This is a genomic window from Bradyrhizobium sp. 159 (genome assembly GCF_023073795.1).
GTDB lineage: Bacteria > Pseudomonadota > Alphaproteobacteria > Rhizobiales > Xanthobacteraceae > Bradyrhizobium.
The window spans coordinates 84,888-110,951 of sequence record NZ_JADPKE010000085.1; the positions used below are offsets into that span (position 1 = coordinate 84,888).

Annotated in this window: 28 protein-coding genes; 13 read left to right on the plus strand and 15 right to left on the minus strand. The window is 64.3% G+C overall.

Going from position 1 to position 26,064, the window contains the following annotated elements; genetic code table 11:
• The first annotated feature begins 35 nt into the window (after window positions 1-35).
• Window positions 36-188: a hypothetical protein gene (locus tag IVA96_RS23560; protein ID WP_212025333.1), complete on the plus strand. Its 153-nt coding sequence runs from the start codon at window positions 36-38 to the stop codon at window positions 186-188.
• Here IVA96_RS23560 and IVA96_RS23565 read toward each other — a convergent pair whose 3' ends face one another.
• Genes IVA96_RS23565 through pxpB form a run of 3 tightly spaced genes read right to left on the minus strand, consistent with a single transcriptional unit; the run spans window position 189 to window position 2,756 of the window.
• Complete coding sequence (locus tag IVA96_RS23565; RefSeq protein WP_247275644.1) at window positions 189-959, minus strand: 5-oxoprolinase subunit PxpA; 771 nt, start codon at window positions 957-959, stop codon at window positions 189-191. It lies immediately after the preceding gene.
• 31 nt (window positions 960-990) lie between these two features.
• Window positions 991-2,028 (minus strand): biotin-dependent carboxyltransferase family protein, encoded by a 1,038-nt coding sequence (locus IVA96_RS23570; protein ID WP_247275643.1) that lies wholly within the window; start codon window positions 2,026-2,028, stop codon window positions 991-993.
• Window positions 2,025-2,756 (minus strand): 5-oxoprolinase subunit PxpB, encoded by a 732-nt coding sequence (gene pxpB, locus IVA96_RS23575; RefSeq protein WP_247275642.1) that lies wholly within the window; start codon window positions 2,754-2,756, stop codon window positions 2,025-2,027. Before pxpB ends, IVA96_RS23570 begins: the two co-directional genes overlap by 4 nt.
• 248 nt (window positions 2,757-3,004) lie before the next feature.
• On the opposite strand from pxpB, the gene IVA96_RS23580 reads away from it, so the two are divergent.
• Window positions 3,005-3,703 (plus strand): ribonuclease activity regulator RraA, encoded by a 699-nt coding sequence (locus IVA96_RS23580; RefSeq protein ID WP_247419471.1) that lies wholly within the window; start codon window positions 3,005-3,007, stop codon window positions 3,701-3,703.
• 24 nt (window positions 3,704-3,727) lie between these two features.
• Window positions 3,728-4,132, plus strand: a complete 405-nt coding sequence (locus IVA96_RS23585) for a cupin domain-containing protein (protein ID WP_247275640.1) — start codon at window positions 3,728-3,730, stop codon at window positions 4,130-4,132.
• 157 nt (window positions 4,133-4,289) lie between these two features.
• On the opposite strand, the gene IVA96_RS23590 is transcribed toward IVA96_RS23585, so the two are convergent.
• The 3 genes from IVA96_RS23590 to IVA96_RS23600 all read right to left on the minus strand — a co-directional run bounded on the left by IVA96_RS23590 (window position 4,290) and on the right by IVA96_RS23600 (window position 6,650).
• Entirely contained in the window at window positions 4,290-4,646 is a 357-nt protein-coding gene (locus IVA96_RS23590; RefSeq protein ID WP_247275639.1) for a hypothetical protein, read from the minus strand.
• 180 nt (window positions 4,647-4,826) lie between these two features.
• Window positions 4,827-5,699 (minus strand): DUF2147 domain-containing protein, encoded by an 873-nt coding sequence (locus IVA96_RS23595; RefSeq protein ID WP_247419473.1) that lies wholly within the window; start codon window positions 5,697-5,699, stop codon window positions 4,827-4,829.
• 171 nt (window positions 5,700-5,870) lie between these two features.
• Window positions 5,871-6,650 (minus strand): transporter substrate-binding domain-containing protein, encoded by a 780-nt coding sequence (locus IVA96_RS23600; RefSeq protein WP_247275637.1) that lies wholly within the window; start codon window positions 6,648-6,650, stop codon window positions 5,871-5,873.
• A gap of 105 nt (window positions 6,651-6,755) precedes the next feature.
• Between IVA96_RS23600 and IVA96_RS23605 the strand changes: the two genes are divergently transcribed.
• Window positions 6,756-7,253, plus strand: coding sequence for a DUF1993 domain-containing protein (locus tag IVA96_RS23605; protein WP_247275675.1), 498 nt, complete (start codon window positions 6,756-6,758; stop codon window positions 7,251-7,253).
• Window positions 7,254-7,305: 52 nt separating this feature from the next.
• Here IVA96_RS23605 and IVA96_RS23610 read toward each other — a convergent pair whose 3' ends face one another.
• From IVA96_RS23610 to IVA96_RS23635, 6 genes are all read right to left on the minus strand, one after another.
• Entirely contained in the window at window positions 7,306-7,779 is a 474-nt protein-coding gene (locus tag IVA96_RS23610; RefSeq protein WP_247275636.1) for a hypothetical protein, read from the minus strand.
• A gap of 168 nt (window positions 7,780-7,947) precedes the next feature.
• Window positions 7,948-8,937 (minus strand): hydroxyacid dehydrogenase, encoded by a 990-nt coding sequence (locus IVA96_RS23615; RefSeq protein ID WP_247275635.1) that lies wholly within the window; start codon window positions 8,935-8,937, stop codon window positions 7,948-7,950.
• Between the two features lie 34 nt (window positions 8,938-8,971).
• The gene (gene ugpC, locus IVA96_RS23620) at window positions 8,972-10,072 is read right to left on the minus strand and encodes a sn-glycerol-3-phosphate ABC transporter ATP-binding protein UgpC (protein ID WP_247275634.1); all 1,101 of its coding nucleotides are present in this window, start codon (window positions 10,070-10,072) and stop codon (window positions 8,972-8,974) included.
• Window positions 10,073-10,092: 20 nt separating this feature from the next.
• A complete protein-coding gene (locus tag IVA96_RS23625; protein WP_247275633.1) occupies window positions 10,093-11,004 on the minus strand; it encodes a carbohydrate ABC transporter permease in 912 nt (303 codons plus the stop codon).
• Window positions 11,004-11,942, minus strand: a complete 939-nt coding sequence (locus IVA96_RS23630; RefSeq protein ID WP_247275632.1) for a sugar ABC transporter permease — start codon at window positions 11,940-11,942, stop codon at window positions 11,004-11,006. The genes IVA96_RS23625 and IVA96_RS23630 overlap by 1 nt, the downstream gene beginning before the upstream one ends.
• Window positions 11,943-12,090: 148 nt before the next feature.
• Complete coding sequence (locus IVA96_RS23635) at window positions 12,091-13,431, minus strand: extracellular solute-binding protein (RefSeq protein WP_247275631.1); 1,341 nt, start codon at window positions 13,429-13,431, stop codon at window positions 12,091-12,093.
• 485 nt (window positions 13,432-13,916) lie between these two features.
• Between IVA96_RS23635 and IVA96_RS23640 the strand changes: the two genes are divergently transcribed.
• Both IVA96_RS23640 and IVA96_RS23645 read left to right on the plus strand, forming a co-directional pair.
• Window positions 13,917-14,717, plus strand: a complete 801-nt coding sequence (locus IVA96_RS23640; protein WP_247275630.1) for a Spy/CpxP family protein refolding chaperone — start codon at window positions 13,917-13,919, stop codon at window positions 14,715-14,717.
• 112 nt (window positions 14,718-14,829) lie between these two features.
• Complete coding sequence (locus tag IVA96_RS23645; RefSeq protein ID WP_247275629.1) at window positions 14,830-15,207, plus strand: response regulator; 378 nt, start codon at window positions 14,830-14,832, stop codon at window positions 15,205-15,207.
• Window positions 15,208-15,386: 179 nt separating this feature from the next.
• Here the strand turns inward: IVA96_RS23645 and IVA96_RS23650 are convergent, their stop codons facing one another.
• From IVA96_RS23650 to glk, 3 genes are all read right to left on the minus strand, one after another.
• Window positions 15,387-15,542: a hypothetical protein gene (locus tag IVA96_RS23650; protein ID WP_247419475.1), complete on the minus strand. Its 156-nt coding sequence runs from the start codon at window positions 15,540-15,542 to the stop codon at window positions 15,387-15,389.
• A 143-nt stretch (window positions 15,543-15,685) separates the two neighbouring features.
• Window positions 15,686-15,889 carry a hypothetical protein gene (locus IVA96_RS23655; RefSeq protein ID WP_247275627.1) on the minus strand — a complete coding sequence of 68 codons (204 nt, stop codon included), beginning with the start codon at window positions 15,887-15,889 and terminating at the stop codon, window positions 15,686-15,688.
• A 151-nt stretch (window positions 15,890-16,040) separates the two neighbouring features.
• Entirely contained in the window at window positions 16,041-17,027 is a 987-nt protein-coding gene (gene glk / locus IVA96_RS23660; RefSeq protein WP_247419709.1) for a glucokinase, read from the minus strand.
• A gap of 265 nt (window positions 17,028-17,292) precedes the next feature.
• On the opposite strand from glk, the gene pncA reads away from it, so the two are divergent.
• From pncA to IVA96_RS23695, 7 genes are all read left to right on the plus strand, one after another.
• Window positions 17,293-17,919, plus strand: coding sequence for a bifunctional nicotinamidase/pyrazinamidase (gene pncA, locus IVA96_RS23665; RefSeq protein WP_247419476.1), 627 nt, complete (start codon window positions 17,293-17,295; stop codon window positions 17,917-17,919).
• Window positions 17,920-17,932: 13 nt separating this feature from the next.
• A complete protein-coding gene (locus IVA96_RS23670) occupies window positions 17,933-19,048 on the plus strand; it encodes an alpha/beta fold hydrolase (protein WP_247419477.1) in 1,116 nt (371 codons plus the stop codon).
• A 161-nt stretch (window positions 19,049-19,209) separates the two neighbouring features.
• Window positions 19,210-21,243: an NAD(+) synthase gene (locus tag IVA96_RS23675; RefSeq protein ID WP_247419478.1), complete on the plus strand. Its 2,034-nt coding sequence runs from the start codon at window positions 19,210-19,212 to the stop codon at window positions 21,241-21,243.
• A 35-nt stretch (window positions 21,244-21,278) separates the two neighbouring features.
• The gene (locus IVA96_RS23680; RefSeq protein ID WP_247275624.1) at window positions 21,279-21,656 is read left to right on the plus strand and encodes a GrlR family regulatory protein; all 378 of its coding nucleotides are present in this window, start codon (window positions 21,279-21,281) and stop codon (window positions 21,654-21,656) included.
• A gap of 92 nt (window positions 21,657-21,748) precedes the next feature.
• The gene (locus tag IVA96_RS23685; protein ID WP_247419479.1) at window positions 21,749-23,038 is read left to right on the plus strand and encodes a DUF1236 domain-containing protein; all 1,290 of its coding nucleotides are present in this window, start codon (window positions 21,749-21,751) and stop codon (window positions 23,036-23,038) included.
• 544 nt (window positions 23,039-23,582) lie between these two features.
• On the plus strand, window positions 23,583-24,398 hold the full coding sequence (locus IVA96_RS23690; protein ID WP_247419481.1) for a sugar phosphate isomerase/epimerase family protein: 816 nt from the start codon (window positions 23,583-23,585) through the stop codon (window positions 24,396-24,398).
• 28 nt (window positions 24,399-24,426) lie between these two features.
• A complete protein-coding gene (locus tag IVA96_RS23695) occupies window positions 24,427-26,064 on the plus strand; it encodes an ABC transporter substrate-binding protein (RefSeq protein ID WP_247419483.1) in 1,638 nt (545 codons plus the stop codon).

The following is a 26,064-nucleotide window of genomic DNA, read 5'->3' on the forward strand; positions in this document are numbered from 1 at the left end:
TCATAATCCCTCAAATGGGGCACTGGAGATCGACCATGCGCGAATTATCGGCCGAGGCCAGACTGCACTTCTACGCGCGCTCGCTCTCGCGTCGGACCGGGACGAGCATGCATCATGTCGCGCTCTATAGCGCGTTCGCCGTCATCGCGGCGATCGTGTTCGGCACGTTGTCGGTGCATCCGTTCTGATCACGCCCCGCGCTTGAACGGCGCGACCTCGATCCCCGCATTCTTCAACGCCTGACGCACACCGCGCGCGATCTCGACGGCGCCAGGCGTATCGCCGTGGATGCAGACCGTGTCCGTGCGCATCTTGATCACCTTGCCGGTGACAGAGACCACCGCGCCGTCCTGCACCATGCGCACGACGCGATCGGCGATCGCCGTGGCATCGTGCAGCACCGCGCCGGGTTTCTTGCGCGAGACAAGATTGCCGTCGTCCTCATAGGCGCGGTCGGCGAACACCTCGTGCACCATCGGCAGATTGGCCGCTTCGCCGGCCTTCACCAGCTTCGAGTTCGCGAGCACGACGAAGATCAGGCTGGGATCGACCGCCTTGATGCCGGCGGCGATCGCCTTCGCCGTCATGTCGTCCTCGCAGGCGACGTTGGAAAGCGCGCCATGCGCCTTCACATGCGTCACCTTGTACCCGGCTGCGGTCGCGATCGCCTGCAACGCGCCGATCTGGTAGGCGACGAGGTTCTCGATCTCGGATGCCTTCAGCCCCGCGATCGGATGCCGGCCAAAGCCGTGCAGATCGCGGTAGCCGGGATGCGCGCCGACCGAGACGCCGCGCGCTTTCGCGAGCTCCACCGTGCGGCGCATGATGTCAGGGTCGCCGGCGTGGAAGCCGCAGGCGACGTTGACCGAGCTTGCCAGCTCGATCATCGCCGCGTCATTGCCCATCTCCCACGCGCCAAAACCTTCGCCGAGGTCGCAATTGAGATCGACTGTCTTCATGGGTGCTCTCCGCCTCTGGTCTTGTTGCCGTTCACGGTTCCGCGGCGACCTGCCACGTCCCGGCATCGACGGCGCTCACGGCATAGCCCGCAACGTTAGCATCGCTGAGCGCCTCGATGTTGAGCGAGGTGGTGTCGGCAGGGCGCAGGCGATCGGGCAGGCTGCGGATCAGTTGCGCGAACTTGCGCGCCTCGTCCTGCGCCTCGGCCATGCTGACCGCCTTGAAACGGAACGCGGTTCCCGCCGAAGTCTGCGCGAGCCGGCCGACATCGGCCGTGATGACGGTTGCGATCTTCGGATAACCGCCCGAGGTGCCGCGATCCATCATCAGCACGATTGGCGCGCCATTGCCGGGCACCTGGATGCTGCCATTGACGGTGCCGTCGGAGACGATGTTGTGGCCGTGCAGATGCTTGATGGCGGGGCCCTCGAGGCGGTAGCCCATCCGATCGGAGGTTGCCGAGATCTTCCACTCGCTGTCCAGGAACAGCGCCTTGTTGGCGTCGTCGAATTCGTCGTCCTGCGGGCCCAGCAGAACACGGATCGGGCCGCTCACGGGCTTCGGCAACTCGATCCGCAGCTCGCTCGCGCCGCTTGCGGCATCAATGTTGAATTCGTCGCCGGCCTGGAGCGGGCGCGGGTAGGGGCTGCCGAGGCCCGCGCGCGCATTCACGGCGAGGCTGCCGAACACCGGCTCGCCCTTGATGGCGCCCTCGATCGCGAGATAGGTGAAGGCGCCGCCGCGGGCAAAGCCCAGCGTCAGAGTCTCGCCATCCTTCAAGATCACCGATGTGTCCATGGCGATCGGATTTCCGGCGACGTCCGCATTGCGCGGCGCGCCCGATATCGCGATGCGCACGGCGCCATCACGTGCGGTGAAGGAGGCGCCGAACGGGCCGATCTCGACGGCGGCCGCAAACGGCCCGTTGCCGACAAGCGTGTTCGCCGCAGCAAGCGACAGCCGGTCCATCGCCCCGCTCACCGTCAGTCCATAGCGCTGCGCGCCGTGGCGGCCGCCATCCTGAACGGAGCTTGCGGGCCCGATGCTGGTGACGACGAGCCGGCTCATGCGACCACCTGGTCGGCGACGATTTCGCCGGCTTCAGCAGCGCGGTCCAATTCTTCGAACGTCTTGTGGTCGATGGCGTAAAACGTCACGCGATCACCGGGTTCGGTGAGGAAGGTCGGATTGCGGTGGAGCTGATAGGTCCGCACCGGCGTGCGGCCCAGAAGGTGCCAGCCGCTCGGGGCGGCCAGGCATTGGATTCCGGCCTGGACGCCGCCGATCGAGATCGTGCCGGCGGGCGTCAGCACGCGCGGATTCTGTCGCCGCGACATGTGGAGAAATTTATCCAGCCCGCTGAGATAGGACCAGCCCGGCGTAAAGCCGATCATGGCGACCTTGTAGTCGCCGGCGACGTGACGGGCGACGATGTCGTCGGGGGTGGTGTTGAGCGCCTTGGCGACATCCTCGAGGTCGATGCCGTGCTCGCCGCCATAGGCGACGGGAATGCGCCAGCGGCGAGCCTTGGTTGCCGGAGGCAGCTTCTGGCTCGCGAGCGCGAGCAGCTTCTCGCCGAGCGCGTCGAAACCGATCTTGCCGGGATCGTAGTGCACCAGCAGCGAGCGATAAGTCGGCACGGCCTCAGTGATGCCGTCGATCGGGCTTGCGACAAGCGCCTTGTCGAGCGCCAGCACGCGCTGGTTGGCATCATCGTCGATGGTGCGGCTGAACTCGACCGTGACGGCGCTGTCGCCACTGGGCAAAAGGCGGGGCGGGGGAAGCGTCGAGGCCATGAGCTGTCGAAATCGGACTTCTGAAGAATGCGGTCCCCAGCGTTCGAGTTCCGCTTCGTCCTGCTTCGCGTAAATGCGCCCGCAAGTCCAATAAATTAATGCAAGGGGACACGATAAAGCCTTGTTATCGCGTCGCATAATAGCCCGGCGGCCCTGCGTTATTGCTAGCCTCTTGGCCCTTGACGCAAGGCGCCCGGCTCGCAAGATGCGCGCGTTCTTTCCCGCCCATCCGGAGCTCGTCTGTTTCCATGTCGCTGTCCCCCGAAGCCCGCAAAACCCTCGTCGGCATCACCACCGCCACCATCACCACGGTCCTGCTGAAGAAGGGCCTGCGCAATGTGTGGATGCGCGGCGCGCGTCCGTTGCGACCGGGCCTGCCGCGCCTGGTGGGTCCGGCCTTCACCCTGCGCTTCGTGCCTGCGCGCGAGGATCTGGCGACGCCGGAATCCTGGTCATCGCCGATCTCGACCCGCACCGCGATCGAGGCAATGCCCGAAGGCTGCATCGCCGTGGTCGATGCCATGGGCATCACCGATGCCGGCATCTTCGGCGACATCCTCTGCGCGCGCATGGTCAAGCGCGGCGTGACCGCGCTCGTCACCGACGGCGTGGTGCGTGACGTCGAGGGCGTGCTTGGCACCAATCTTCCGGTCTGGTGCGACGGCTATGCCGCGCCGCCGTCGGTTGCGGGCCTCACCTTCGTCGGCTGGGGCGAGCCGATCGGCTGCGGCGGCGTCGCGGTGTTTCCCAACGACATCGTGGTCGCCGACCAGGACGGCTGCGTGCTGATCCCGCAGGCGATGCTCGATCACGTGCTCAACGAGGGTGTCGAGCAGGAGCGGATGGAAGCCTGGATCGTCAACGAGGTGAACAACGGCGCCGTGCTGCCTGGCCTCTATCCCATGAATGCCGAAACCAAGGCGCGCTACGCCGCCAGCAAGAAGTAACCGGGAAGGAACGAGGTAATCCCCATGGAGATCACTATTGCAGGCACGCGGCCGACCCGCCGTGCGCCGAAGGAAAACTTCACCGGCACCGTGTGGCAGGACCCGGTCATCATGGCGCCCGCGCCGGCACGGCTGAACTGCTCGCGCGTTGCGTTCGAGCCGGGCGCGCGCACCAACTGGCACCATCATCCGCTCGGCCAGACGCTCTACGTCATCTCCGGCGTCGGGCGCGTGCAGTCCAAGGGCGGCCCGATCCGCGAGATCCGCCCGGGCGACACCGTCTGGATTCCGCCGGGCGAATTGCACTGGCACGGCGCATCGCCGACCAACGGCATGTGCCACATCGCCATGCAGGAAGCGCTCGATGGCGTCTATTCGACCTGGCTGGAGCCGGTCACCGACGCCGAATATGGGGCAGCGGTCGGCTAAGGCGCTCGCGTGCGGGGCAAGGTGTATCGCCCCAGGGCGATGCATCGCCGATCCCGAGACCGGAAATTTGGGACTACCCGAGCGCTGGGTTCCGGCTCTGCGCAGAGACGCCGTAGCGCGTTTACGGGCGTCCTGGCTGCTTGTCCCCGCGGCACCATCACATTCTTTCCGCCGTCCACGTCCCCCTGCACATGGCGCCACGCCAGGTGCCGGAGCCGGAAGTGCCGGTGAGCCGGCCGAAACCGACGGCGCGCTTGATGCCGGTGCTCAGCGTGACGTTGATGTTGCCGGCATCGGCGACGCGGCCCGACGCCGTCACCGCGGCGCTGCTCGATGCGATGTGACCATTGTTGATTCCGATCGAGACGGTCGCGCCGTCGCCGCAGGCCTGGATCGAGGAGGCGATGCGGACATTCCATGCACCGTCGAAGGCGGAGCCCGCAGCATCGGCCTGCGCGAGCGGGAAGGCGATAGTGACAATGGTGGCGAAGAGAGCCTTGCGAAAGCCGTTCATGACACGCCCCTGTGGTTGACCGTTCGGGGATCGTGACATGGACCGGGAACCGGCGATGTGAGGGCTGTCACGTGTGCAGGAGGTTGAGTGAGGTTGCTCACCTCGCAACAGAAGGGCGCGTAAAAACAAAGGGACCCGCATCGGGGCCCCCTTGCATTGGTCAGAACGATCAGTCCGATCTCAGTTCACCCGCGTCCAGGTCTGGCCGCCGCAGAACATGCCGCCGAAGGCGCAGCCCTGCACGCGCAACCGGTCGGTGCCCTTCATCGCGATCGTCGAGTCGTAGGTCGAGCCGGAATTGGGGTCGAGGATGCGGCCTGACCATTTCTGGTCCTTGCCGGGCTTCATGTTGATCAGGACCTGCTCGCCGTTCTGGTTCGATTTCGAATCGACCGAATAGCCGCAGAGATTGGTGCCGCATTGCTCGATGCGGACCTTGCCTTCCTTCTCCTCCGTGAGCCAAACGCCGAGCGGCGAATTCAGATCGCGCGTGGGCGCGGCTGCCGGAGCAGGCGTGGCTGCAGCCGCCTGAACGGGAGCGGGGGCAGGCGCCGGCGCGGGTGGCGGAGGCGGCGCCGGTGGTGCGGCAGCCACGGTCGGGGCGGGCGGTGGCGTCACAGCGGGCGCCGCCTGCTGCTCGACGGGAGCAGCGGCCGAAGGCGGCGCAGGGGGCGGCGCCACGGCCGTGTCGGCGGGCGTGTTGTTGGCGGTGGCCGGTGACGGAGCGGGTGGTTGCGGCGCTGCGGGCGGCGCTGCTGCGGCGGCGGGTGCAGGCGCCTGCACGGCCGCGGGCGGCGCGGCGGCGGGAGCGGGGGCAGGTGCCGGAGCAGCAGCCGGCGCTTGCGGATCCACCGTGGCCTGCTGCGGCGCCTGCTCGTTCTTCTTGGCCTTCTTGGCCTTGCCCTGGCCGGTGTTGTCGTACACGCCGGGGATCTGCACCGTGCCGCGGTCGGGATCGATGCGGATGGTGCGCCCGCCATATTCGAAAGTGTATTGTGCCTGAGCAGCCGTGCTCGCCAACAGGAATGCGGCCGTAGCCAACAGCTTCCTCATTTCGCATCTCCTGAACAGATGGTCCCCGGACTGACGCATACGCTCCGGTTCGATCGCAAAAAGTGATCTAGATCACTTTCATCCGTATGAGTCGTGCTGCAATGCGTTCGGGTTCAATACGCCCGGAACCCGTCCACAGTTTGGCCGAAGCGAGCGACAGGGCGACGCAGCCTAGTTGAACCAGGCGGCATAGATCTTCTTGTAGCTGCCGTCTTCCATCGAGATGTGCAGCCATTGGTCGACGAAGGCTTTCAACGCGACATCGCGCTGCAGCCAATAGGCCTTCTCCGAAAAATCGAACGGCTTTTCAGGGTGCACCGCGCAGAGCACGCCGGCATGCTGCTTCTGCTGGTATCGCGTCTCGGAGGCGTCGGTCATCATCAGATCGGCGTTGCCCTTGGCGATCTCGTCGAAGATCACGGTGTTGTCGGCAAAGACGGTGATCTCGGCATCCTTGATGTTGGCGCGCGCGAAGCGTTCGTTGGTGCCGCCCGGATTGACGATGATTCGGGTGCCCTTCTTGTCGATGTCGGCGATGCTCTGGTACTTGGCCGTGTCGGCGCAGCGCGCGATCGGCGTCTTGCCCTCCCGCATGATCGGCGTGGAGAAGAAGCCTTTCTTCTGCCGGTCGAGCGTGACGGAGACACCGCCCATGGCGATGTCGAACTGGTCGGCCTCGAAATCCTTCATCAGCTTCGGCCAGGCCGTCGGCACGAATTCGACCTTGACGCCGAGCGCCTTGCCAAGGGCCTGCGCCATGTCGACGTCGAAGCCGCTGAATTGCTGCGTGGTCTTGTCCAGATAGGTGAAGGGCTTGTAGTCGCCGGTCATGCCGACGCGCAAGGTGCCGCGCTTGACTATCTCGTCGAGGCGCGAGGGCGCCTGCTGCGCGTGCGCCGAGAGATTCACCAGCAACGCCACGGCCAAAGCTGCCCAGATTCGAACGATCATCTCTTTTCCACCCGTGCCCGAGCTGTCATTGTGCGGGGTGGATTTAGACCAGATGCCCGTCGCTGGCGAGGCGGAATTGAAGGGAATTCAGAGGTGACGATCTCGATGTACGAGGCCTCGGTAGGCCTCTTCGTGCCGTACTTGCGCAACCTGTCCGGATTGCTCGACAAGGGCGTGGCCTATGCCGAGACCCGCAAGTTCAATCCGGCGGTTCTGCTCGGTATGCGCCTGGCGCCGAACATGTACGATCTGGCGCAGCAGGTCGGCGAGGCCTGCCGCCATGGCGTGGTCGCCCCGGCCTTGCTGGCGGAGCGCGAACCGATCACGCTGCCGGTGCTGGAGCACGACATGGCCGGACTTCAGGCACGCATCGCGACGTCGATCGAGTTCATCGAAAGCCTGCCGCGCGCCGAGATAGACGCGTCGGCCGAACGCAATGTGTTCTTCAAGCTGAAGAACGGCACCGAGCTGCCATTCACCGGACGAACGCTGCTGCTGACCTTCAGCGTCCCGCAGTTCTTCTTTCACGTGACGACGGCCTACGACCTGTTGCGGCACGCCGGCGTCGAACTCGTGAAGAAGGATTATCTGGGAAGGAAGTAGATGCTCGGCCTTCACCTCTCCCCGGCGGGGAGAGGTGTACAGCGACGTAAACCTACGCTTCGCCCTTGCGCTCGAATTCGGCGAGCGAGCTGCGGCCGGCAATTTCGCTGCGCAGCTCTTCGAAACGCCGATGCGCTTCGTGCTCCTGCGCGTCGACGAAATGCACGGCGGCTTCGCTCGTCATCGGGCCGCTAACCACGGGCGCCGACTGCTCGCCGATGGTCTCGTGGACGTAGAATTGGCCGTCGTCGCCGCGATGGACTGTCCATTTGAGGCGGATCGCCACCATCGGGCCCGGGCCGACCTTGCTGTAGCCATCCGCATCAGTGTGCTCCGGCACCAGCGGCTGCTCCTCGACCACTGGATGCTCGTCGACAATTGGCTGCTCGTCGGCGGCGATGTGCTCACGTTCACCAGCGACCATCATTTCGGTCTCGGTCTCCCGTACGACGAGAACGGGCTCGGGGTGCTCTAAAATGCTGGCGATGGTCGCCAGCGCGTGGTCGGTCGGGTCGATCTCTGCCAAGGGTTCATCCTCCAGCTCGACGCGGCCGGCTGGTCTGTCCCACTGCCGGTGCGCCCTGGCTCATTACGCGCGTTTGATTAAGGCTGAGTTGGGGCTCGATCTGCACCAAAATGGGACGGTTTTTGGTCGTCCCAAGCGAGCGCCTGCGCCGCCCGCCCGGAGTTCGGCTCAGCCCAGCACGTCCTGGTTGATGACGTTCTGCCGGATGGGATCGCCGTCCAGCGCACTCAGGATGTTGCGCGCGGTCTGCTCGCTCATGCGGCTCACGGCCTCGATGGTAACGCCGGCAACATGCGGGGCCATGATGACGTTGGGCAGGGCAAACAGTGCGTTGCTGAGCGGCGGCGGCTCCACCTCGAACACATCGATACCGGCACCGGCGAGCTTGCCGGAGACCAGCGCGTCATAGAGCGCGGCCTCTTTCACGATGCCGCCGCGCGCGGTGTTGATGAGGTAGGATTTCGGCTTCATCCCGCCGATCCGTGCCGCATCGAACAGGCCGACCGTCTCCGGCGTCTTCGGACAATGGATGGTGACGAAATCGGCATGAGGCAGCGCGGCATCGAAATCGGCGACGGGCTCGCAGCCGGCGGCCTTGATATCGGCAGCCGGCTTGTAGGGATCATAGACCTGTACCTTCATCTCCATCGCTAGGCAGCGCTTGGCGGTGCGACTGCCGATACGGCCGAAGCCGATGATCAGCACGGTCTTGCCGTAGAGATCGAACGGCAGCATGCCGAGCCGGTCGGCCCATTTGCCGTCCTTGACGCAAGCGTGCAATTCCTGCGCGCGCTTCGCCAGCGTCAGCATCATGAACAGCGCGGCTTCCGCGACCGAGGGCGAGTTGGCACTGCCAGCGACCATCAGCGGCACCTTGCGGCGGGAGAGGGCGGGCACGTCGACGGCGTCGTAGCCGACGCCGATGCGGGTCACCACCTTCATGTCCTTCGCGGCGTCGAGCTCGGTCTCGCCAAAGGCGGTGGCGCCGAGCGCGACGCCATGGACCGGTGCATGGCTCTTGAGCAGAGCCTCGAAGTCCTTGGCGGAGATCAGGTTCGGAAACTCGACGAGCTCGATATCGTCCCGCTGGGTGAGGAGGGCGCGTGCCCCTTGCGACAAAGTTTGCGTAACGAAAATCTTCTTCTTGTTGGTCGCCATCGTCTCCTGCCTGCGCGAGTTTCTTGGACCGGCATCACAACACGACGCCGGACGCCTCGTTTAGCAGGTGCATGTTGTTGAGGTCCATCGCCAAACGCATGGGTGCCCCGTCCTTGGCGCCGGCATTGGGATCGACGCGGCCGCAGACCGGCGTGCCGTCGAGCCCGAAATAGACCAGCGTCTCCATCCCCATCGGTTCGGTCACGTCGAGCACGGTCTCGAAGGTTTCGACGCCGGGCGCGAGATGCGCATGCGACTCGGTGAGGTGCTCGGGGCGAAGGCCCAGCAGCAGCTTCTCGGTGCGCGGCAGAGTCTTGTAGCGTGCGGCGCGGGCTGGGGGCAGCGGGAAAGCGATGCGGTCGGTGAGACGGATCTGGAGCGTGCCGCCGACGTCCTCGAGCCGGCACGGAATGAAGTTCATCGCGGGCGAGCCGATGAAGCCCGCGACGAAGCGTGTGGCCGGCTTGTGGTAGAGCTCGTTCGGCGTGCCGATCTGCTCGATACATCCCTTGTTCATCACAACGACGCGGTCGGCCAGCGTCATCGCCTCGACCTGGTCGTGGGTGACGTAGACCGTGGTGGTGCGCACCTTCTGGTGCACCTTCTTGATCTCGATCCGCATCTGCACGCGCAGCTTGGCGTCGAGATTGGACAGCGGCTCGTCGAACAGGAACACCTTCGGATTGCGCACGATGGCGCGGCCCATCGCGACGCGCTGGCGCTGGCCGCCGGATAGCTGCTTCGGCTTGCGATCGATCAGGTCGGTGATGTCGAGGAGCCGGGCGGCCTCGGTCACTCGCGCCTTGATCTCAGCCTTGGGATAGTGCTTCAGGCGCAGGCCGAACGACATGTTCTCCGCGACCGTCATGTGCGGGTAGAGCGCGTAATTCTGGAACACCATGGCGATGTCGCGGTCCTTCGGCGGCACGTCATTGACGACGTCGCCGCCGATCATGATGTCACCGTCGGTGATGTCCTCGAGCCCTGCGATCATGCGCAGCGTCGTCGACTTGCCGCAGCCGGAGGGGCCCACCAGCACGATGAATTCATGATCGGAGATATCGAGATCGATGCCGCGCACGGCTTCGACATCGTCGTAACGCTTGATCACCTTACGCAGGGAAACGTCGGCCATTGCACTTCAACCCCTCAATTTCAACCCTTCGTCGCGCCGGCGGTCAGGCCGGCAATGTAATAGTCCATCAGGAAGGCGTAGATGATCAGCGGCGGCGCGGCGCCAAGCAGCGCGCCGGTCATGATCTGTCCCCAGTTGAAGACGTCGCCCTTGATCAGTGTGGTGGTGATGCCGACCGGCAGCACGAGCTGATCGATCGAGGTCGTGAACACCAGCGGATAGAGGAACTGGGCCCAGGACACCGTAAAGGCGAAGATGGTCGCCGCGATCAGCCCGGGCAATGCAACGGGAATGAAGATCCGGGTCAAGGTCTGGAGCCACGAGGCGCCGTCGATGAGGGCGGCTTCATCGAGCTCCTTCGGGATCGAGGCGAAATAGCCGATCATGATCCACGTGCAGAACGGCACCGTCAACGTCGGATAGATGAACAGCAGCACGTACCATCGGTTGAGCAGCGTGATGCCGGTGTAGTCCTGGACGACCCCGAGCATCTTGAACAGCGGGATGAAGAGAAGACTGTCCGGGATCAGGTAGGTAAGAAAGACACCGGTGGCCAGCGTCGCTGAGCCCCAGAACTTCATCCGCGCCAGCGCAAAGGCCGCGGGGATGCTGATCAGCATCGTGATGATCACGACCACGATCGACACGATCGACGAGTTCCAGAAGAAGCGCAGAAACTGGTTCGAGCTCAGCAGCTCGACATAGTTCGACAGCGTCGGGTGGAATACCCACCAGGGATTGGTTGCCGCCGATATCTCCGCGCTGCTCTTGAGCGAGGTGATCAGCATGTAGATTGGCGGCGTCAGGAAGAAGATCGCGAACAGCACCAGGAAGAAATAGGACCAGCGCAGCGCCCAGGCGCGGTCGCGGCTCATGCTGCCATACTTGATCTTGCGGGAGGGGCCGGCCTTGTCGATTGCGAGCGTGCTCATCAGGCTTCGTTTCCGCGTTTGTTGACATCGCGCAGGATGAAGATCGCAGCGACCGCGAGGATCGGCACCATGAACAGCGAGACACAGGCGCCGAGCGGAATGTCGCTGCTCTGGATGCCGACCTGGAACGCCCAGGTGGCGAACAGATGCGTCGTATCCAGCGGACCGCCTGAGGTCAGGATGCGCACGATGTCGAAATTGGCGAAAGTGACGATTAGCGAGAACAGCGTGGTGATGGCGATGATGTTGCGCATCATCGGCAAGGTGACGTACCAGATCCGCTGCCACCAATTGGCGCCATCGATCGCGGCGGCCTCGTAGAGTTGATCGGGGACGGATTTCAGCGCGGCCAGATACATGATCATGAAGAATGGCGCGCCGTACCAGATGTTGACGAGGATGACGGAGAAGCGTGCCCAGAAGGTGTCGCCGAGCCAGGGGATCGGGCCGACGCCGAAGAAGGACAGCGTGTAGTTGAAGGCGCTGTAGGAAGGGTCGAACAGCCACAGCCAGGCCAGCGTGCTCATCGCCGGTGGGATCACCCAGGGCACCAGCAGCATGCCGCGCCATTTGCGCTGGCCCTTGGCCGGAATGTTGTGGACGAAATGCGCGACGATGAAGCCGATCAGCGCCTTGAAGATCACGGCCGTGATCGCGAAGATGCAGGACTGCTGCACCACCATCCAGAACGTCTCGCGCTTGAACAGGAAGGTGAAGTTGCCGAAGCCGACGAACTTCGTCATCGACTTGTTCAGCGTCGCCAGATGAACGGAATAGAAGGCGGGGTAGAGCACGAGCAGCGCGATCAGGAGGATCAGCGGCAGCGTCAGGAAAAACGCCACCGTCGATTTGCGCCCGAGCGCATTGCGCAGGCTCGATCCCCTGCGGGCGCCCGCCGCACGGGCGACGCGACCTCGCTCAACGACGACATCGGCCATGTCAGATTCCTTGGATTAGTCTTTCTCTATGCTCTTATGCTGTCCAACCGTGAAGCCGGCCATGCGGCTTCACGGTCAAGCGGATTGAAGCATGCAGCCCGGGCAGCTCACGCACGTGACGCGAGCCGCCCTGTCAGCAGGCCCCGGCCTAGCTCCGCATGAAGCCTTCGCACTCGCCCTCGGCCCAGGCGAGCGCCTGCTCCAACGTCTCGCCCCGCGCATAACGCAGTGCCATTTTGGTCAGCGTCGCCTGGAAGTAGATCTGCTGTGCGATCTTGGGCGGCGCCGGCGATGCCGCGATCGACAGCGTCTGATGCTTGTGCGGGTCCGGATAGTGATAGAGCGTTCCCTTCGGCGGCCCTTCTTCCGCCCAGGTCTTGAACTTGGTCATGTTCGCATACGCCGGCAGATCATAGCCGCCGCTCACCGCGACGAACTTCTCGATCGATGACGGCGCGGACAAGTGAACGAGCAGGCTCTTGGCCGCCTCCTTGTTCTTGCCGAAGCTCCAGACGCCCCAGAAGTACGGCAGGTACGGCGCAAACCGGCCCTTCGGACCGGACGGGAAGCCGTGCGTCCAGCACTGCTCGGCGACCTGCGGCGCATCGCGCTTGGCAACAGCCCAGGCGCTCGGCGGATTCAGGATCATCGCACCACGGCCGGAGATCAGCCATTTGTTGTTCGAAGCGTCGTCCCAGGAGGGTGCATCCGGCGGCAGGAACGCGATCAGCTTCTTGTAGAATTCCATGGCCTGGCGAACCTGATCGGTCTTCACCGTGATATCGCCCTTGGCGTTGACGAGCTCGGCCCCGAAGGACTGAAAGATCGCGCCGGCGGTATCCACGCTGTCGGTGGTCTCGCCGAGGCCGATGCCGAATGCAAAGCCAGCCTTCTGGCAAGCCTCGGCTGCCTTCAGGAAGGTCTCCATGGTCCAGTTGTCCGCCTTGGGCGGGCTGCCGGCCGGGTACATCTCCTGTACGTCGATGCCGGCGTGCTGCTTCATCAAATCGATGCGGGAGCAGGGCCCCTTGATCTGGCTGCCGGGGGTCGCGGGCACCGCGAGCCATTTGCCGCCCGAATTCCCGAGATATTTGACGGTGCCGTTCACCTCGCCATTCTGCTTGAGGAGCGGCTCCACGACGTCGTTGAGCGGCTCGAGATTCTCGGCATAGGCCTGCGGCCACCAGCTCGGCATCTGAAGAATGTCATGACCCGACTTGGCCTGGGCTTCGGCCGCGGCGGTCAGCTCGATCTTCTTGTTGTTGCTGGTGATGTAGTCGATGGAGACTTCCACCTTCTCCTTCGCGGCCCATTCGTTGACGAGATCGGTCGAGGCCTTGTTGGCGCCGGGCACCCAATGGTCCCAGAACCCGATTGAGAGCTTGCCGGCGGCGTAAGCGCCTCTGACATAAGGCGCCGTGATCAGCGCCGCGGAGGACATTGCAGTGGCAGCCACAAATTGACGTCGCGTCAGTGTCTTGCGTGACATCTCGTTTCCTCGCTTGGGTGTTGTTGTTGGAGTTTCCTCTGAGAGACTTCTTTCTTGAGTTCTCGTTGTTGGATTTTCTTATTGGTGCCGTCGGCCCGCGTCGGCATTTCACGCGAGGTCGCAGCAAATTGGTAGCGCGATCAGATCATGATTGATCGCGTCTGTCGAGAAAGCCGAACGGCTCCTCGTCTAGAACTATTGGTGTGCCCGGCAGGATCGCGAGCGCATTCACGACCGTGTGCTGCAGGCAAACCGCGGACGTTCATTTTTGCGGCGCACACTTCGCGCAAGCGAGCCCTCGAACGATCTGTGCGCAATTACGCCGCAGTTTCGAATAAGCCTGCATAACCGCTTCGCGCGAAAGACTTTTCGGGCGTGGACGGCGATTGGTGGCGTCTGGACCTCGGCGCGGCGGAAACGATAGAGTTGCAATTGTCATGGGCCTTTCGCCGGAGAGGCCAGCCAGATCGACGATGGAGACGAGAATGATCAAACCGGTGCTGCCAGCGCGGCTTCACCTGCGACGATGGTTTGCGCTGGGGTCCGTGCTCGCGCTGCTGCTGGGCGTCGCCGCGGTGGCGAACGCCCAAGGTCTGGTCAAAGGCGTTCAGGAGGGCGCGGCGGCCGGAAACAAGGCGGCAGGTCCGGTCGGCGGCGTGCTTGGCGGCGCCATCGGCGGCGTGGTGGGCGTCTTCACCGGCGTGCTCGGCGTCGGCAACAATGGCAATCAGGCGCCGCCGCCCAAGGAGGCCAGCAAGGATGCAAGCAAGGATGCCAAGCAGCCGGGCGGCAAGGACAAGGACGCCAAGAGCGCCAAGGCGGGGAAGGGCTCCAAAGCGAGCAAGGAAGCGAAGAACGCCCCGCAGAATGGCAAGGACAACAAAGAAAATAAGGATGTCACGGTTCTCACCCAGACCGGCGCTCCGCAGCAGAGCGCGGAACAGATCGTTGCCAACAGCGATGCCTATATCGAGCGGATCAAGACCGAACTGAACCTCACGCCCGATCAGGAGAAGCACTGGTACGGCTTCTCGAGCGCCATGCACTACCTCGGGCATAATGGTGCAGAGCGGCTCAACCTTCGGGTCGCGCGCGCCAAGCGCGATCCGCCCGACGACATCATTGAGCAGATGCGCAACGAGGCGCAGTTCCTGATCGACCGGGCGGCCGACCAGCGCAACGTGGCCGATGCGGCCGAGCCGCTCTATTCGAGCCTCGATGACAAGCAGAAGCAGGTGTTCATTCAGGAGATGGTGCGCCTGAGCCACGAGCGAGGACTGGATTGATCAAGTTGAATCGGATCGGGCGCGTCTGAATTAAGGGCGCCGGCCACGAATTCGTGTATCCTCTCCGCAATTCGGTTATGGTTAGCTGCGTAAGGCTGACTGCGGGGTTGATATGGCGGACGGACTCTCCGTTTTCCTGGTCGAAGACGAGGCGTTGATCCGGATGATGATCGCCGACATGGTGGAGGAGCTCGGCCACCGCGTCGTCGCGGAAGCGGACAATGTCCGCGACGCCAGCGCCTTTGCCATGACTGCGCAGTATGATCTAGCCATCCTCGACATCAATCTGATGGGCGTCTACGTCGATCCCGTCGCCGATCTGATCGAGCGACGCGGAAAACCGTTTCTGTTCGCGACGGGTTATGGACCGGAGCTGCTGCCGTCCTTGCTGCGGCGAAGGCCGATCCTGCGCAAGCCGATCGCGATGGATCAGCTCAAGGCGATGATCGATTCGATGTTTCCGGAAGCCACAGAGAAGGCGCCGCACTGAGTGACGGCGTGGACGCCGCACTGGTGACGGCGTGGACGCCGCACTGGTGACGGCGTGGACGCCGCACTGGTGACGGCGTAGACGCCGCACTGGTGACGGCGAGACGCCGCACTGAGATCGCCAACGAAAATGGCCGCCCGTCGGGAGGCGGCCATTTGGCGAAACAGCTCGGCGCGCTGTCAGATCAGGCCGGCGCTGAGATCGATGCCACGCGCGATCAGGCCGAACGAGACGGCCAAGCCCGTGCAGCAGAGCAGCAAGATGGTCTTGAACGAAGAAACGGCGAACCGCGCTTGGACGGCGGCCGGCATCACGGCGAGCGAAATCATGCTCATGTTCACTTCCCCCCTTTATTGACCCTGATTTGCCTCAGGTGGGGGAACTCTTAGAGCAAAAAGTTTGACGCCAGATTGCGAGGCATCGTTAATGAAGTCGCAATCGCCTCGTGTTCTCACGCGCCGGGACGAGCTCGCAAGCCTCAGTTGCGACCGTTTCTCAGCACCGTGGCAATGGTGTGCGCCGTCATGGCGGCGCGATCCGAAGCGCGCTGGGCGGCCAGCCGGTCCCTTGCCTTTTCCTCGATCAGGAGCTCGATCAGGGCCAGCCGCTTGTCTTCGTTGTCCGCCTCCCGCAGCAGGCGGTGATAGCGGTGATAGTCGAAACCGAAATCCTGTTTACGCATGCCACGCCCCCGCAACTACGCCACACACAGGACAGGATTGTTTCGCATCGGAAACGCGCAGGCAAGCACGATCCCGCGCGGAATCGGGTGTACGCGGCAATCAGTTGTGAATTGCTGGAACGCGAGAGGGCGCTTCCTCCGCTCAATTTAGTCAATTTGGATTGTGCTGGGCGAACATCTTGAGGCCGACGAAGCTCGCATCAGGCTTGATCACCAGCCTGGTCGGGATGTTGCGCAAGTAATCCTGGAAGCGTCCCTTGGCCTCGAAGCGTGCTCGGAATGCGGACACCGCGAGGAACTCGGGAAAACGCGGCACGATCCCGCCGGCGATATAGACGCCGCCGCGGGCGCCGAAGGTCACCGCGAGATTGCCCGCGACCGAGCCGAGGATGGCGCAGAACATGTCGAGCGTCGCGCGGCTGACGGGGCAATTGCCCTCCAGCGCGGCCTTGGTGATGGCGGCAGGATCCCGATGTGGTACCTGGGCGCCATCGACCTCCGCGAGGGCCTCGTAGAGGCTTTGCAGGCCGGAACCTGAGAGCGCGCCGCGCTCGATGGAGACATGGCCAAGGCGCTTGCGCAGACAGGCGATCACGCGTTCCTCGCGCTCGTTCTCCGCCGGCAGGGTGGCGTGACCGGCCTCGGTCACGACCGCCAGCCGTGCGCCATGGCGCTCGACCAAACAGGACACCCCAAAGCCGGTTCCGGGCCCGACCACCAGCAGGGGCTCTCCGGGCAGGCCATCCTGCCCGCCAAGCGGAATGAGGTCGGCAGGCTGCAAGGCGGGAAGAGACCAGGCCACCACTTCGAAGTCGTTGAGCACGTGGACGCTGTCGAAGCCAAGCGCAGCTTGCAGCTCGTTGCCGTCGATGACCCACGGACTGTTGGTCATGACGCAGCGATTGTTGGTGACAGGGCCGGCCACCGCCAGCACAGCTCTTCGGGGCTGCCCGCCGGAGGACCTGCGAGCGAGAACATCGACGATGGCCTGGCGAACGGTCGGGAAGTCGGCGACCTTGACGTAGTCGATCGGTCCGGTCGGATCGCTGTTACTCGATTCAGCCTGGCTCAGCGCGAAGCGCGCATTGGTGCCGCCGATATCGGCGAGAAGAATCTGTCCTGTCTTGCCGATCGTCATGGCCATATGGCTGCCGCAGCCGCACGGGCTGCGGGAACCGCTTCCTCCGCTCTCTGATCGCAAATTGCGAACGGCTGTCAGAATCCGTCCTTGGGTGCAGCTAGTCAACACGGTTGATGTCAAACCGTTGCACCCTGAGCGCCTTTCCGGGACCAATTCGCGGGTGCTTCCTCACGGACCAACGGTTGCGCAGCAGCGCGGGAAGGCGGACACTAGGGGAAGCGCGCCTGGCGCCTTCGCGCCGGCAGATGCAACGAGACCAGCGATGAAGATTTCCGACCGCGACGTGCTGCTGGCGATTGACGTGCAGAACGACTTCTGCACCGGCGGGGCGCTCGCCGTTCCCGGCGGCGAAAAGGTCGTCCCCGCCATCAACCGAATCGCGCAAAAATTCGTCAATGTGGTGCTGACCCAGGACTGGCATCCGCGGGATCACGTGTCATTCGCGGCCAACCATGCCGGCAAGCAGCCGTTCCAGACCATCGAGCTCGACTACGGCACCCAGGTGCTCTGGCCCTCTCATTGCGTGCAGGGTACGACGGGCGCTGAATTCCACCCGGAGCTCGACGTTGTCAGCGCGAGCCTGGTGGTGCGCAAGGGCTTTCGCCGCGGCATCGATTCCTATTCGGCGCTGTTCGAGAACGACCATAAGACGCCGACCGGACTGCTCGGTTACTTGCGCGAACGCGAGCTGAAGACCGTCTTCGTCGCCGGTCTGGCGCTGGATTTCTGTGTTCGCTTCTCGGCGGAGGACGCCCGCACGGCTGGTTTCGAGGTCGCCGTCGTCGAGGACGCCTGTCGCGGCATCGATCTCGACGGCTCCGTGGCTGCCACGCATAGGAGTTTTAAGGATCGCGGCATTTCGGTCGTGAGCCTCGAGGCGTTCCTGTGAGGATGAGATAGCCATGGTGGAGAAGGCCGGCAGAAGGCCAGGCGGACCGGGGCATGCGCCGGATGACCCGCTGCTGTGGCCGTTTGCGGCGGCGCGACTGGCCATGGACGCCTGTTTCTGGTGGCTGGAGCGCGGAACTGCGGAGCAGGGCGAGAGCAGCTTGCCGTGGACGACGCCCAGCACGGTTGCGCTGGAGCTTGCGACCATGCGCCTGCGCGATTTCACGCAGACGCGGTCCGGTCAGCCGGCGCTGGTCTGCGCACCCTATGCGCTGCATCGGGCCCCGATCGCCGACTTCGCGCCTGGCCACAGCGTGGTGCAGTCGCTGCAAAATGGCGGCATCGAGCGCGTCTATCTCACCGACTGGCGGTCAGCCACGCCGGAGATGCGCTATCTCTCGATCGACAGCTATTTGACCGATCTCAACGTCGCCATCGACGAGATCGGCGCGCCGGTCGATCTCATCGGGCTGTGCCAGGGCGGCTGGCTGTCGCTGCTCTATGCGGCGCGCTTTCCGGCCAAGGTGCGGCGGCTGGTCCTGGTCGGCGCTCCGGTCGATCTGTCGATCGACTCGGCGCTGTCGCGGCTCGCCCGCAACGCGCCCGACCTGGTATACGACCAGCTCGTCGCTCGCGGCGGCGGCAATGTCAGCGGCGAGGAGATGCTGCGCTTCTGGTCCAAGGCGCCTGACAGCGACGATATCGCAGTGGCGTTGCAGAGGGGACTCTCGGACGAGGAGGGCGCGACCCTGCTCGCGCGCTTCGACCGCTGGAATAGCGAGACGCTCGATTTGCCGGGCACTTATTACCTTCAGATCGTCAACTGGATTTTCCGGGAGAACCGGATTGCCGGCGGCAAATTCGTCGCGCTCGGCCGCCCGGTTGACCTGAAGGACGTCAAGGCGCCGATCTTCCTGCTGGCCGGGTTGGACGACGACGTCGTGCCGGCTGTGCAGGCGCTCGCCACCGCTGATCTCGTCGGCACGCCGCCGCCTTTCATTGCGGCAGCTTCCGAGCCGAGCGGTCATCTCGGCCTTTTCATGGGGGCGCGGACCCACGCCCATGCCTGGCCTCGGATCGCCGAATGGCTGCGCGATGATCTGTCCGGGGTCTTGGCGCGCAGCGCCTGACGTCGCGGGCGCCGGCTGGCCGACATGCAAATCGGTTATGCATGATGGCGGATGGCCTGCACGGGCGCCGGTCGATGGGCTACATATGATGCGGTGCTGGCGGCTGCGGCTAGTGGCGCAAGAGGTTGAAGAGATTGCAAGGATTGAAGGTACAGCGCTTGATGTCTTTCCACTCGATCTATGCCCATGGATTTGCGCGCGTAGGGGCCTGCGTCACCACCTCCCGCGTGGCCGACCCCTCGGCCAATGCGAAGGCCGTCCTGGTGGCGGCCAATGCCTGCCACGAACAATCGGTGGCGGTTGCCGTGTTTCCCGAGCTGTGCCTGTCCGGCTACGCGATCGAAGACTTGGTCAAGCAGGATCCGCTGCTCGATGCGGTCGAGCGCGGGCTCGCTGCGATCGCCGAGGCCTCCGCGGCACTGATGACGGTCCTGATCGTCGGCGCACCGCTGCGCTTTGGCCATCGCATCTACAATTGTGCGGTCGTCATCCATCGCGGCACCGTGCTTGGCGTTGTGCCCAAGAGCTATCTGCCGACCTACCGCGAATTCTACGAAGGACGGCATTTCGCCTCCGGCGCGGGCATCGCCGGAGAGACGATCTCCTTTGGCGGGCTGCATGCGCCGTTCGGCGTCGACCTTCTGTTCTCGGCCGAGGACGTTCCGGGCCTTACCATCGGCGTCGAGATCTGCGAGGACATGTGGATTCCGGTGACGCCGGCATCCGAGCTCGCGCTCGCGGGCGCCAGCGTGCTGATCAACCTCTCGGGTAGCCCGATCACGATCGGCCGGGCGCGCTCGCGCGCGCTGCTGTGCCAATCGACATCGGCGCGGTGCCTCGCAGCCTACGTCTATTCCGCCGCCGGAGCAGGGGAATCGACCACCGATCTGGCCTGGGACGGCCAGACCTCGATCTACGAGAATGGCGTGCTGCTGGCCGAGGGCGAGCGGTTCCGCCAGGACGGCCAGATTACGCTGGCCGACGTCGATCTCGACCTGCTCAGGCAGGAGCGCGCGCTGATGGGCACGTTCGACGACAATCGCCGCCAGCGAGAGGCGTTTTTCCGCAAGGTGACATTCGCGCTGAAGCCGCCCGCCGCCGACGTCGGCTTCCTGCGCAAGGTCGAGCGGTTTCCGTTCGTGCCGAGCGACGAGAGCCTGCTCGAGCAGGATTGCTATGAGGCCTACAACATCCAGGTCGCCGGCCTCGTTCAGCGGATGCGTGCCACCGGCACCAAGCGCGTCGTGATCGGCGTCTCCGGCGGGCTCGATTCCACGCACGCCCTGATCGTCGCCGCCAAGGCAGTCGATCTCCTCGGCCTGCCGCGCGAAAACATCCTGGCTTACACCATGCCGGGCTTTGCCACCGGCAGCGAGAGCAAGACCCACGCGCTGGCGCTGATGAAGGCGTTGCAGACGAGCTGGCAAGAGCTCGACATCCGCACCACGGCCACGCAGATGCTGAAGGATATCGGCCACCCCTTTGGCAAGGGCCAGAAGGTCTACGACGTCACCTTCGAGAATGTGCAGGCGGGCCTGCGCACGGACTATCTGTTCCGCCTCGCCAATCATCACGGCGGCATCGTCATCGGCACGGGCGATCTCTCTGAACTCGCGCTCGGCTGGTGCACCTATGGCGTCGGCGACCAGATCGCGCATTACAACGTCAATGCCGGCGTGCCGAAGACGCTGATCCAGCATCTCATCCGCTGGGTGATCTCATCGAACCAGTTCAGCGACAACGTCAACCGCACGCTTGGCTCGATCCTCGCTGCCGAAATCTCTCCAGAGCTGGTGCCGGTGCAGCCTGGCGAGAAGCCGCAGAGCACGGAAGCGTCCGTCGGGCCCTACGAGCTGCAGGATTTCAACCTGTTCTACACGCTGCGCTTCGGCATGCGTCCCTCCAAGATCGCCTTCATGGCGCAGCACGCCTGGAAGGACGTCGCCACGGGCGAATGGCCGCCGGCCTTCCCGAGCGACCGTCGCAGGGCCTACGATCTTCCCGAGATCCGGCGCTGGCTCGATGTATTCCTGCGTCGCTTCTTCGCTTTCAGCCAGTTCAAGCGCTCGGCGATGCCGAATGGACCGAAGGTTTCGGCGGGTGGGTCATTGTCGCCGCGGGGCGACTGGCGGGCCCCGTCGGATGCGAGCGCGGCGGCATGGCTTGAGGATCTTGAAGGGAACGTGCCGAACTGATCGGCGCGGCGCATGGACATTGAGGGGACGATCGGATGCCAGTCGGAGAGGGGGCGGGTGAGGAAGCCAAGGTCGTCAACGGCCTCTACATCTTCGACATCGAAATGCGCGACGGCAAACGCGGCCAAGCCAGGGGCGTGGTCGTGCTCTGCGACGGGCGCATCATGGGCGGCGACAGCTATTTCTATTACACCGGCAGCTACACGTTCCGGAACGGCAAGTGGCGCGGCGACATGATCGTCAATCAGCATACCGAAGCCATCGGCAAGACTCTCGCATTCGGCGGCAGGGAGGTCACCTGCGGTTTCTCGGGCGACTACTCGGCCGGCGGCGCCGAGGTCGAGGGTATGGCGCTGGTCGGCAAGACCACCGTGACATTCACGGCCCGCCTCACGCTGAAGGATGCGATGTAAGCCCCGCGTGATCTGCTCCCGTTCCTTGGCAGGAACCTTCGCACCCGCAGAACGTTCGCGTCTGTTGCTGTGAATTGTCGAGGAGAGGGACCATGCGCAAGCACTTGATGTTATCGACTGCGGCCGTCGGACTGATGCTCGCCTCCGGCTTGGCCTACGCCCAGGCGCCCGGTGAGCGCAGAGACGAGCCGAAACGGACCGAGGAACCGGCCAAAGGCGCTGCGCCGCAGCGCGGGGGCCCGGCCCAAGGCGCTCAAGAGCGGGTTCAGGAGCGCACGCAGGGCGCCCAGGAGAGACTCCAGGGAGCCGGTCGCGAAGAGAAAGGCAGCGCGGCCAAGCGCGAGGCCAACGAAGACAAGCGCCAGCCAGCTACAGCCGCCGAACGTGATCAACCGAAGGCGAAGGATCAGGCACAAGAATCTCGCGAACCTTCGCGCGATCGCAATCGCGAGGCCGAGACCGCCAAACCTGGGCGCGACAGCGGCAAGAGCAGCGCAGAGACGAAGCAGGACAAGTCCGCGCCGCAGAAATCAACTGCCGAGTCCGAGAAATCCAAGGCCGGCCCCGCGGGCCAGCAGAACGAGCGCAGTGGGGCTGCGGCCAACCAGAACGAGCGCAACCAGACCCAGCCGCCGCGCAACGCCGCCGAACAACAGCCGCCGGCGCAACAGAACAACCGCCCGGCCACCGCGACCGACACGAACCGGACGGCGCCGACCAACAATGCACAGACGGCGCCGACCAACAATGCACAGACTGCGCCGGCGACGGGCACGCAGACCAATCAAGCCAATCAGACCACCCAGACCAACACGCAGGTTAATCAGCAGACCAGCATGACGTCTGAACGGCAGGTGCGGATCTCTGAAACGGTAAGCCGCGCGCGCCTGGCGCCACCAGAGCGCAACCTGAGCATCGCGATCCGGGTGGGTGAGACGATCCCTTCGCGCGTCCGTCTGCATCGGCTGCCGCCTGAGATCGTGTCGATCGAGCCGGAATATCGCGACTATGAGTATTTCGCGACGGATGACGACGTCGTCATCGTGGAGCCGCGCACGCATCGCATCGTCAGCCAGGTTCCGCGGGATCCGTCGCGGGCTCGTGCACAGATGGGCGGCAGCGCCGGCCAGAGCATGGCGGCCGCCGGCGGGAGCAATGTGAACTGCCGGATCATGCGGCGCGATGCCTCGGGGAACGTGGCCGAAGCAGAGCCGTCAACCGTCGGCTCGACTGCGCGCACGGATTCGCTGAGCGTGACGGTCCAGATGCCCGGCGGCGGATCGTCCGCGCCGATTGCCCTCGGCGCTCCCGCGGGTGACATCGTGGTCGCGTCGCAAGGGCAGGGCGACTGCACGGTGACAATCGAGCCGCAGACGCGCTAAAGCATGATCCGGAAAAGTGCGAAGCGGTTTTCCGAAAAGATCATGCTTAAACAGCCGCCTGAAGCGCGATGACGATTCATCGCGCTTTAGGCGCCGGGCCGAACGACGACGCTGAAACGAGAACGCGCCGCCCGGCTGAACAGCCGGACGGCGCGCATCGCGTTCAATCTGAAAAGTTTCGAGGTCCGGAGTGCCTAGGAGTCCGGACCTCGTCACCTTGCCCCAGCCTTCAATCCCCCGCCCCATGTGGTCCCCCAACCCCATGTAGCGCGATCAGAGGGTGATGCCCGTGGAAGTGGCCGCCGATCGATGTCCCGCGATGTACGCGAAGGTTGGTTAGGCTTCCATTCCGGATCACTACGGACACGCCCGCGCGGTTTGAACATTGACGCGTTCGTCCGCGCATGCCGCGATCCTTGCCGCCTGAATGCGATGCGAGCAGATGTCCACATCTGGTCCGCGGTGCGAAACCCGCATTTCACCGGCCTGTCATTGAACTGGTCTAGCCCTGCTCCCGTCATCGCTGATGGCCAAGGAGCAAGCCATGTCGAAGCCGGTGCTGGGCGCCGCATTGTCCATCAAGTCGATCCCCGCGCATCGCGACTGGCTTCTGGAACGGCAGCGCGATCTCGAGATCCAGGATTTTTTCCGCGCGGATCTGCTCGATAGCGACTGGCGCGCGACTGCCGGCGAGATCAAGCAGATGCTTGCGGGCCACACGGGCCGGCTCGGCATTCACGGCCCGTTCTGGGGCTTCAAGATCGACAGCCACGATCCCATGATCCGCCAGGCCGTCACCAAACGCCTGCTTCAGGGTCTTGATGCAGCCGAGTTCCTCGGCGCGACCCAGATGGTGATCCATTCGCCGTTCACCACCTGGGACCACAACAATCTTGATCTCTACACCGATAACCGCGGCAATCTGGTCGAGCGGGTCAAGGCGACGCTCGCCGAAGTGATCGCGCGCGCCGAGACCATCGGCTGCGAGATCGTCATCGAGAACATCGAGGACAAGGATCCACGCGACCGCGTCCGCCTTGCGAAGGCGCTGGAGAGCAGCAAGGTCCGCGTCTCGCTCGACACCGGGCACGCCAACTACGCCCACATCTCCACCGGCGCACCGCCGGTCGACTATTACGTCGAAACCGCCGGCGACATGCTGACGCATGTGCACCTGCAGGATACCGACGGCTTTGCCGACCGGCACTGGGCGCCGGGCGAAGGCAACATCCCGTGGGTCGCCGTGTTCCGCGCCCTTGGGCGGCTGACCTCGAACCCGCGGCTGATCCTCGAACTTCGCAACCACGACGACGTCCGCGCCGGCGCAGCCCATCTCGCTGCGCTCGGACTGGCCGAATAATCGCATCATCCTGGGCAGGGGTCACATCATGAGCAAGTTCACCCGTCGCACCATTCTGAAATCCGGCGGCGCTGCCGCCAGCACGCTCCTTTTGCCGCGCTTTGCCATCGCGCAAGGCGACAACCGTCCGTCGGTCACGATCGCCGTGCAGAAGGTGACCAATTCGAACGTCCTCGACGTGCTGCGCGAGCAGTCCAATGTCGGCGAGCGCGTGTTCTTCTCCTCGATCTGGGAAGGCCTGATCTCCAAGAACTGGCGCGGCAACCTGGAGGCCGTGCCCGGCCTTGCCACCGAATGGCGCCGCATCGACGACCAGACCGTCGAGGTGAAGCTGCGCCAGGGCGTCAAATTCCACAATGGCGACGAGCTCACTGCCGAAGACGTCGTCTTCACCTTCAGCCGCGAGCGCATGTTCGGCGAGACTGAAGCCAAGAGCCGCTCCACCATCCAGGCTTTCGAGAAGATCCCGGCGCCGCGTCCCGGCAAAGAGCTGCCGCCAGATGTGCCGGCCGTTGCCCGCCGCATCTGGCCGGACCTCGTCCGGGTCGATGCCGTGGACAAGTACACGGTGCGCTTCTACAACGCCACACCCGACGTCACCATCGAAGGCCGGCTGTCGCGCTATGGCTCCGACATCATGAACCGCCGGGCCTGGGAAGAAGCCGCGAGCTACCTCGACTGGGCGCGCAAGCCCGTCACCACCGGTCCCTACAAGGTCGTCGAGCTCAAGCCCGACGTGTCGCTGGTGCTGGAAGCGCACGACGAATATTGGGGCGGCCGCCCGCCGCTCAAGCGCATCCGCTTCCTCGAAGTGCCGGAAGTTGCGAGCCGCATCAACGGCCTGCTCTCGGGCGAATACCACTTCGCCTGCGACATCCCGCCGGACCAGATCGCCGGCATCGAAAAGAATTCCGCGTTCGAAGTGCAGGGCGGCACCATTCTCAATCATCGCCTGACCGTGTTCGACAAGAACCACGCCCAGCTCGCCAATCCGCTTGTCAGGCGCGCCTTTACTCACGCAATCGACCGCCAGGCCATCGTCGACAGCCTGTGGGCCGGCCGCACCCGCGTGCCGAAGGGCCTGCAATGGGAATTCTACGGCGACATGTTCAACGCGGACTGGAGCGTGCCGGCCTATGATCCCAAGCTCGCGCAGGATCTGTTGAAGCAGGCCAATTACAAGGGCGATCCGATTCCCTATCGCCTGCTTAGCAATTACTACACCAACCAGGTCGCGACCGCGCAGATCCTGGTCGAAATGTGGAAGTCGGTCGGCCTCAACGTGCAGATCGAGACCAAGGAGAACTGGTCCCAGATCATGGAGCGGGCGCCGACCCGCGCGGTGCGCGACTGGTCGAACTCGGCCGCCTTCAACGATCCGGTATCGTCGCTGGTTGCCCAGCACGGGCCGAACGGCCAGCAGCAGCAGATCGGCGAGTGGACCAATGTCGAGCTAAACAAGCTATCGGAGTTCCTGGAGACCTCGACCGATCGCCCAGCCCGCAAGAAGGCGTTCCGCCGCATGCTGGAGATCGCCGAGCGCGAGGACCCCGCCTATACGGTGCCGCACCAGAACGCGACCTTCACGGCCAAGCCGAAATCCATCAAGTGGAAGGCAGCGCCCGCCTTCGCGATGGATTTCCGCGCCGGCAATTTTGAGGCCTGA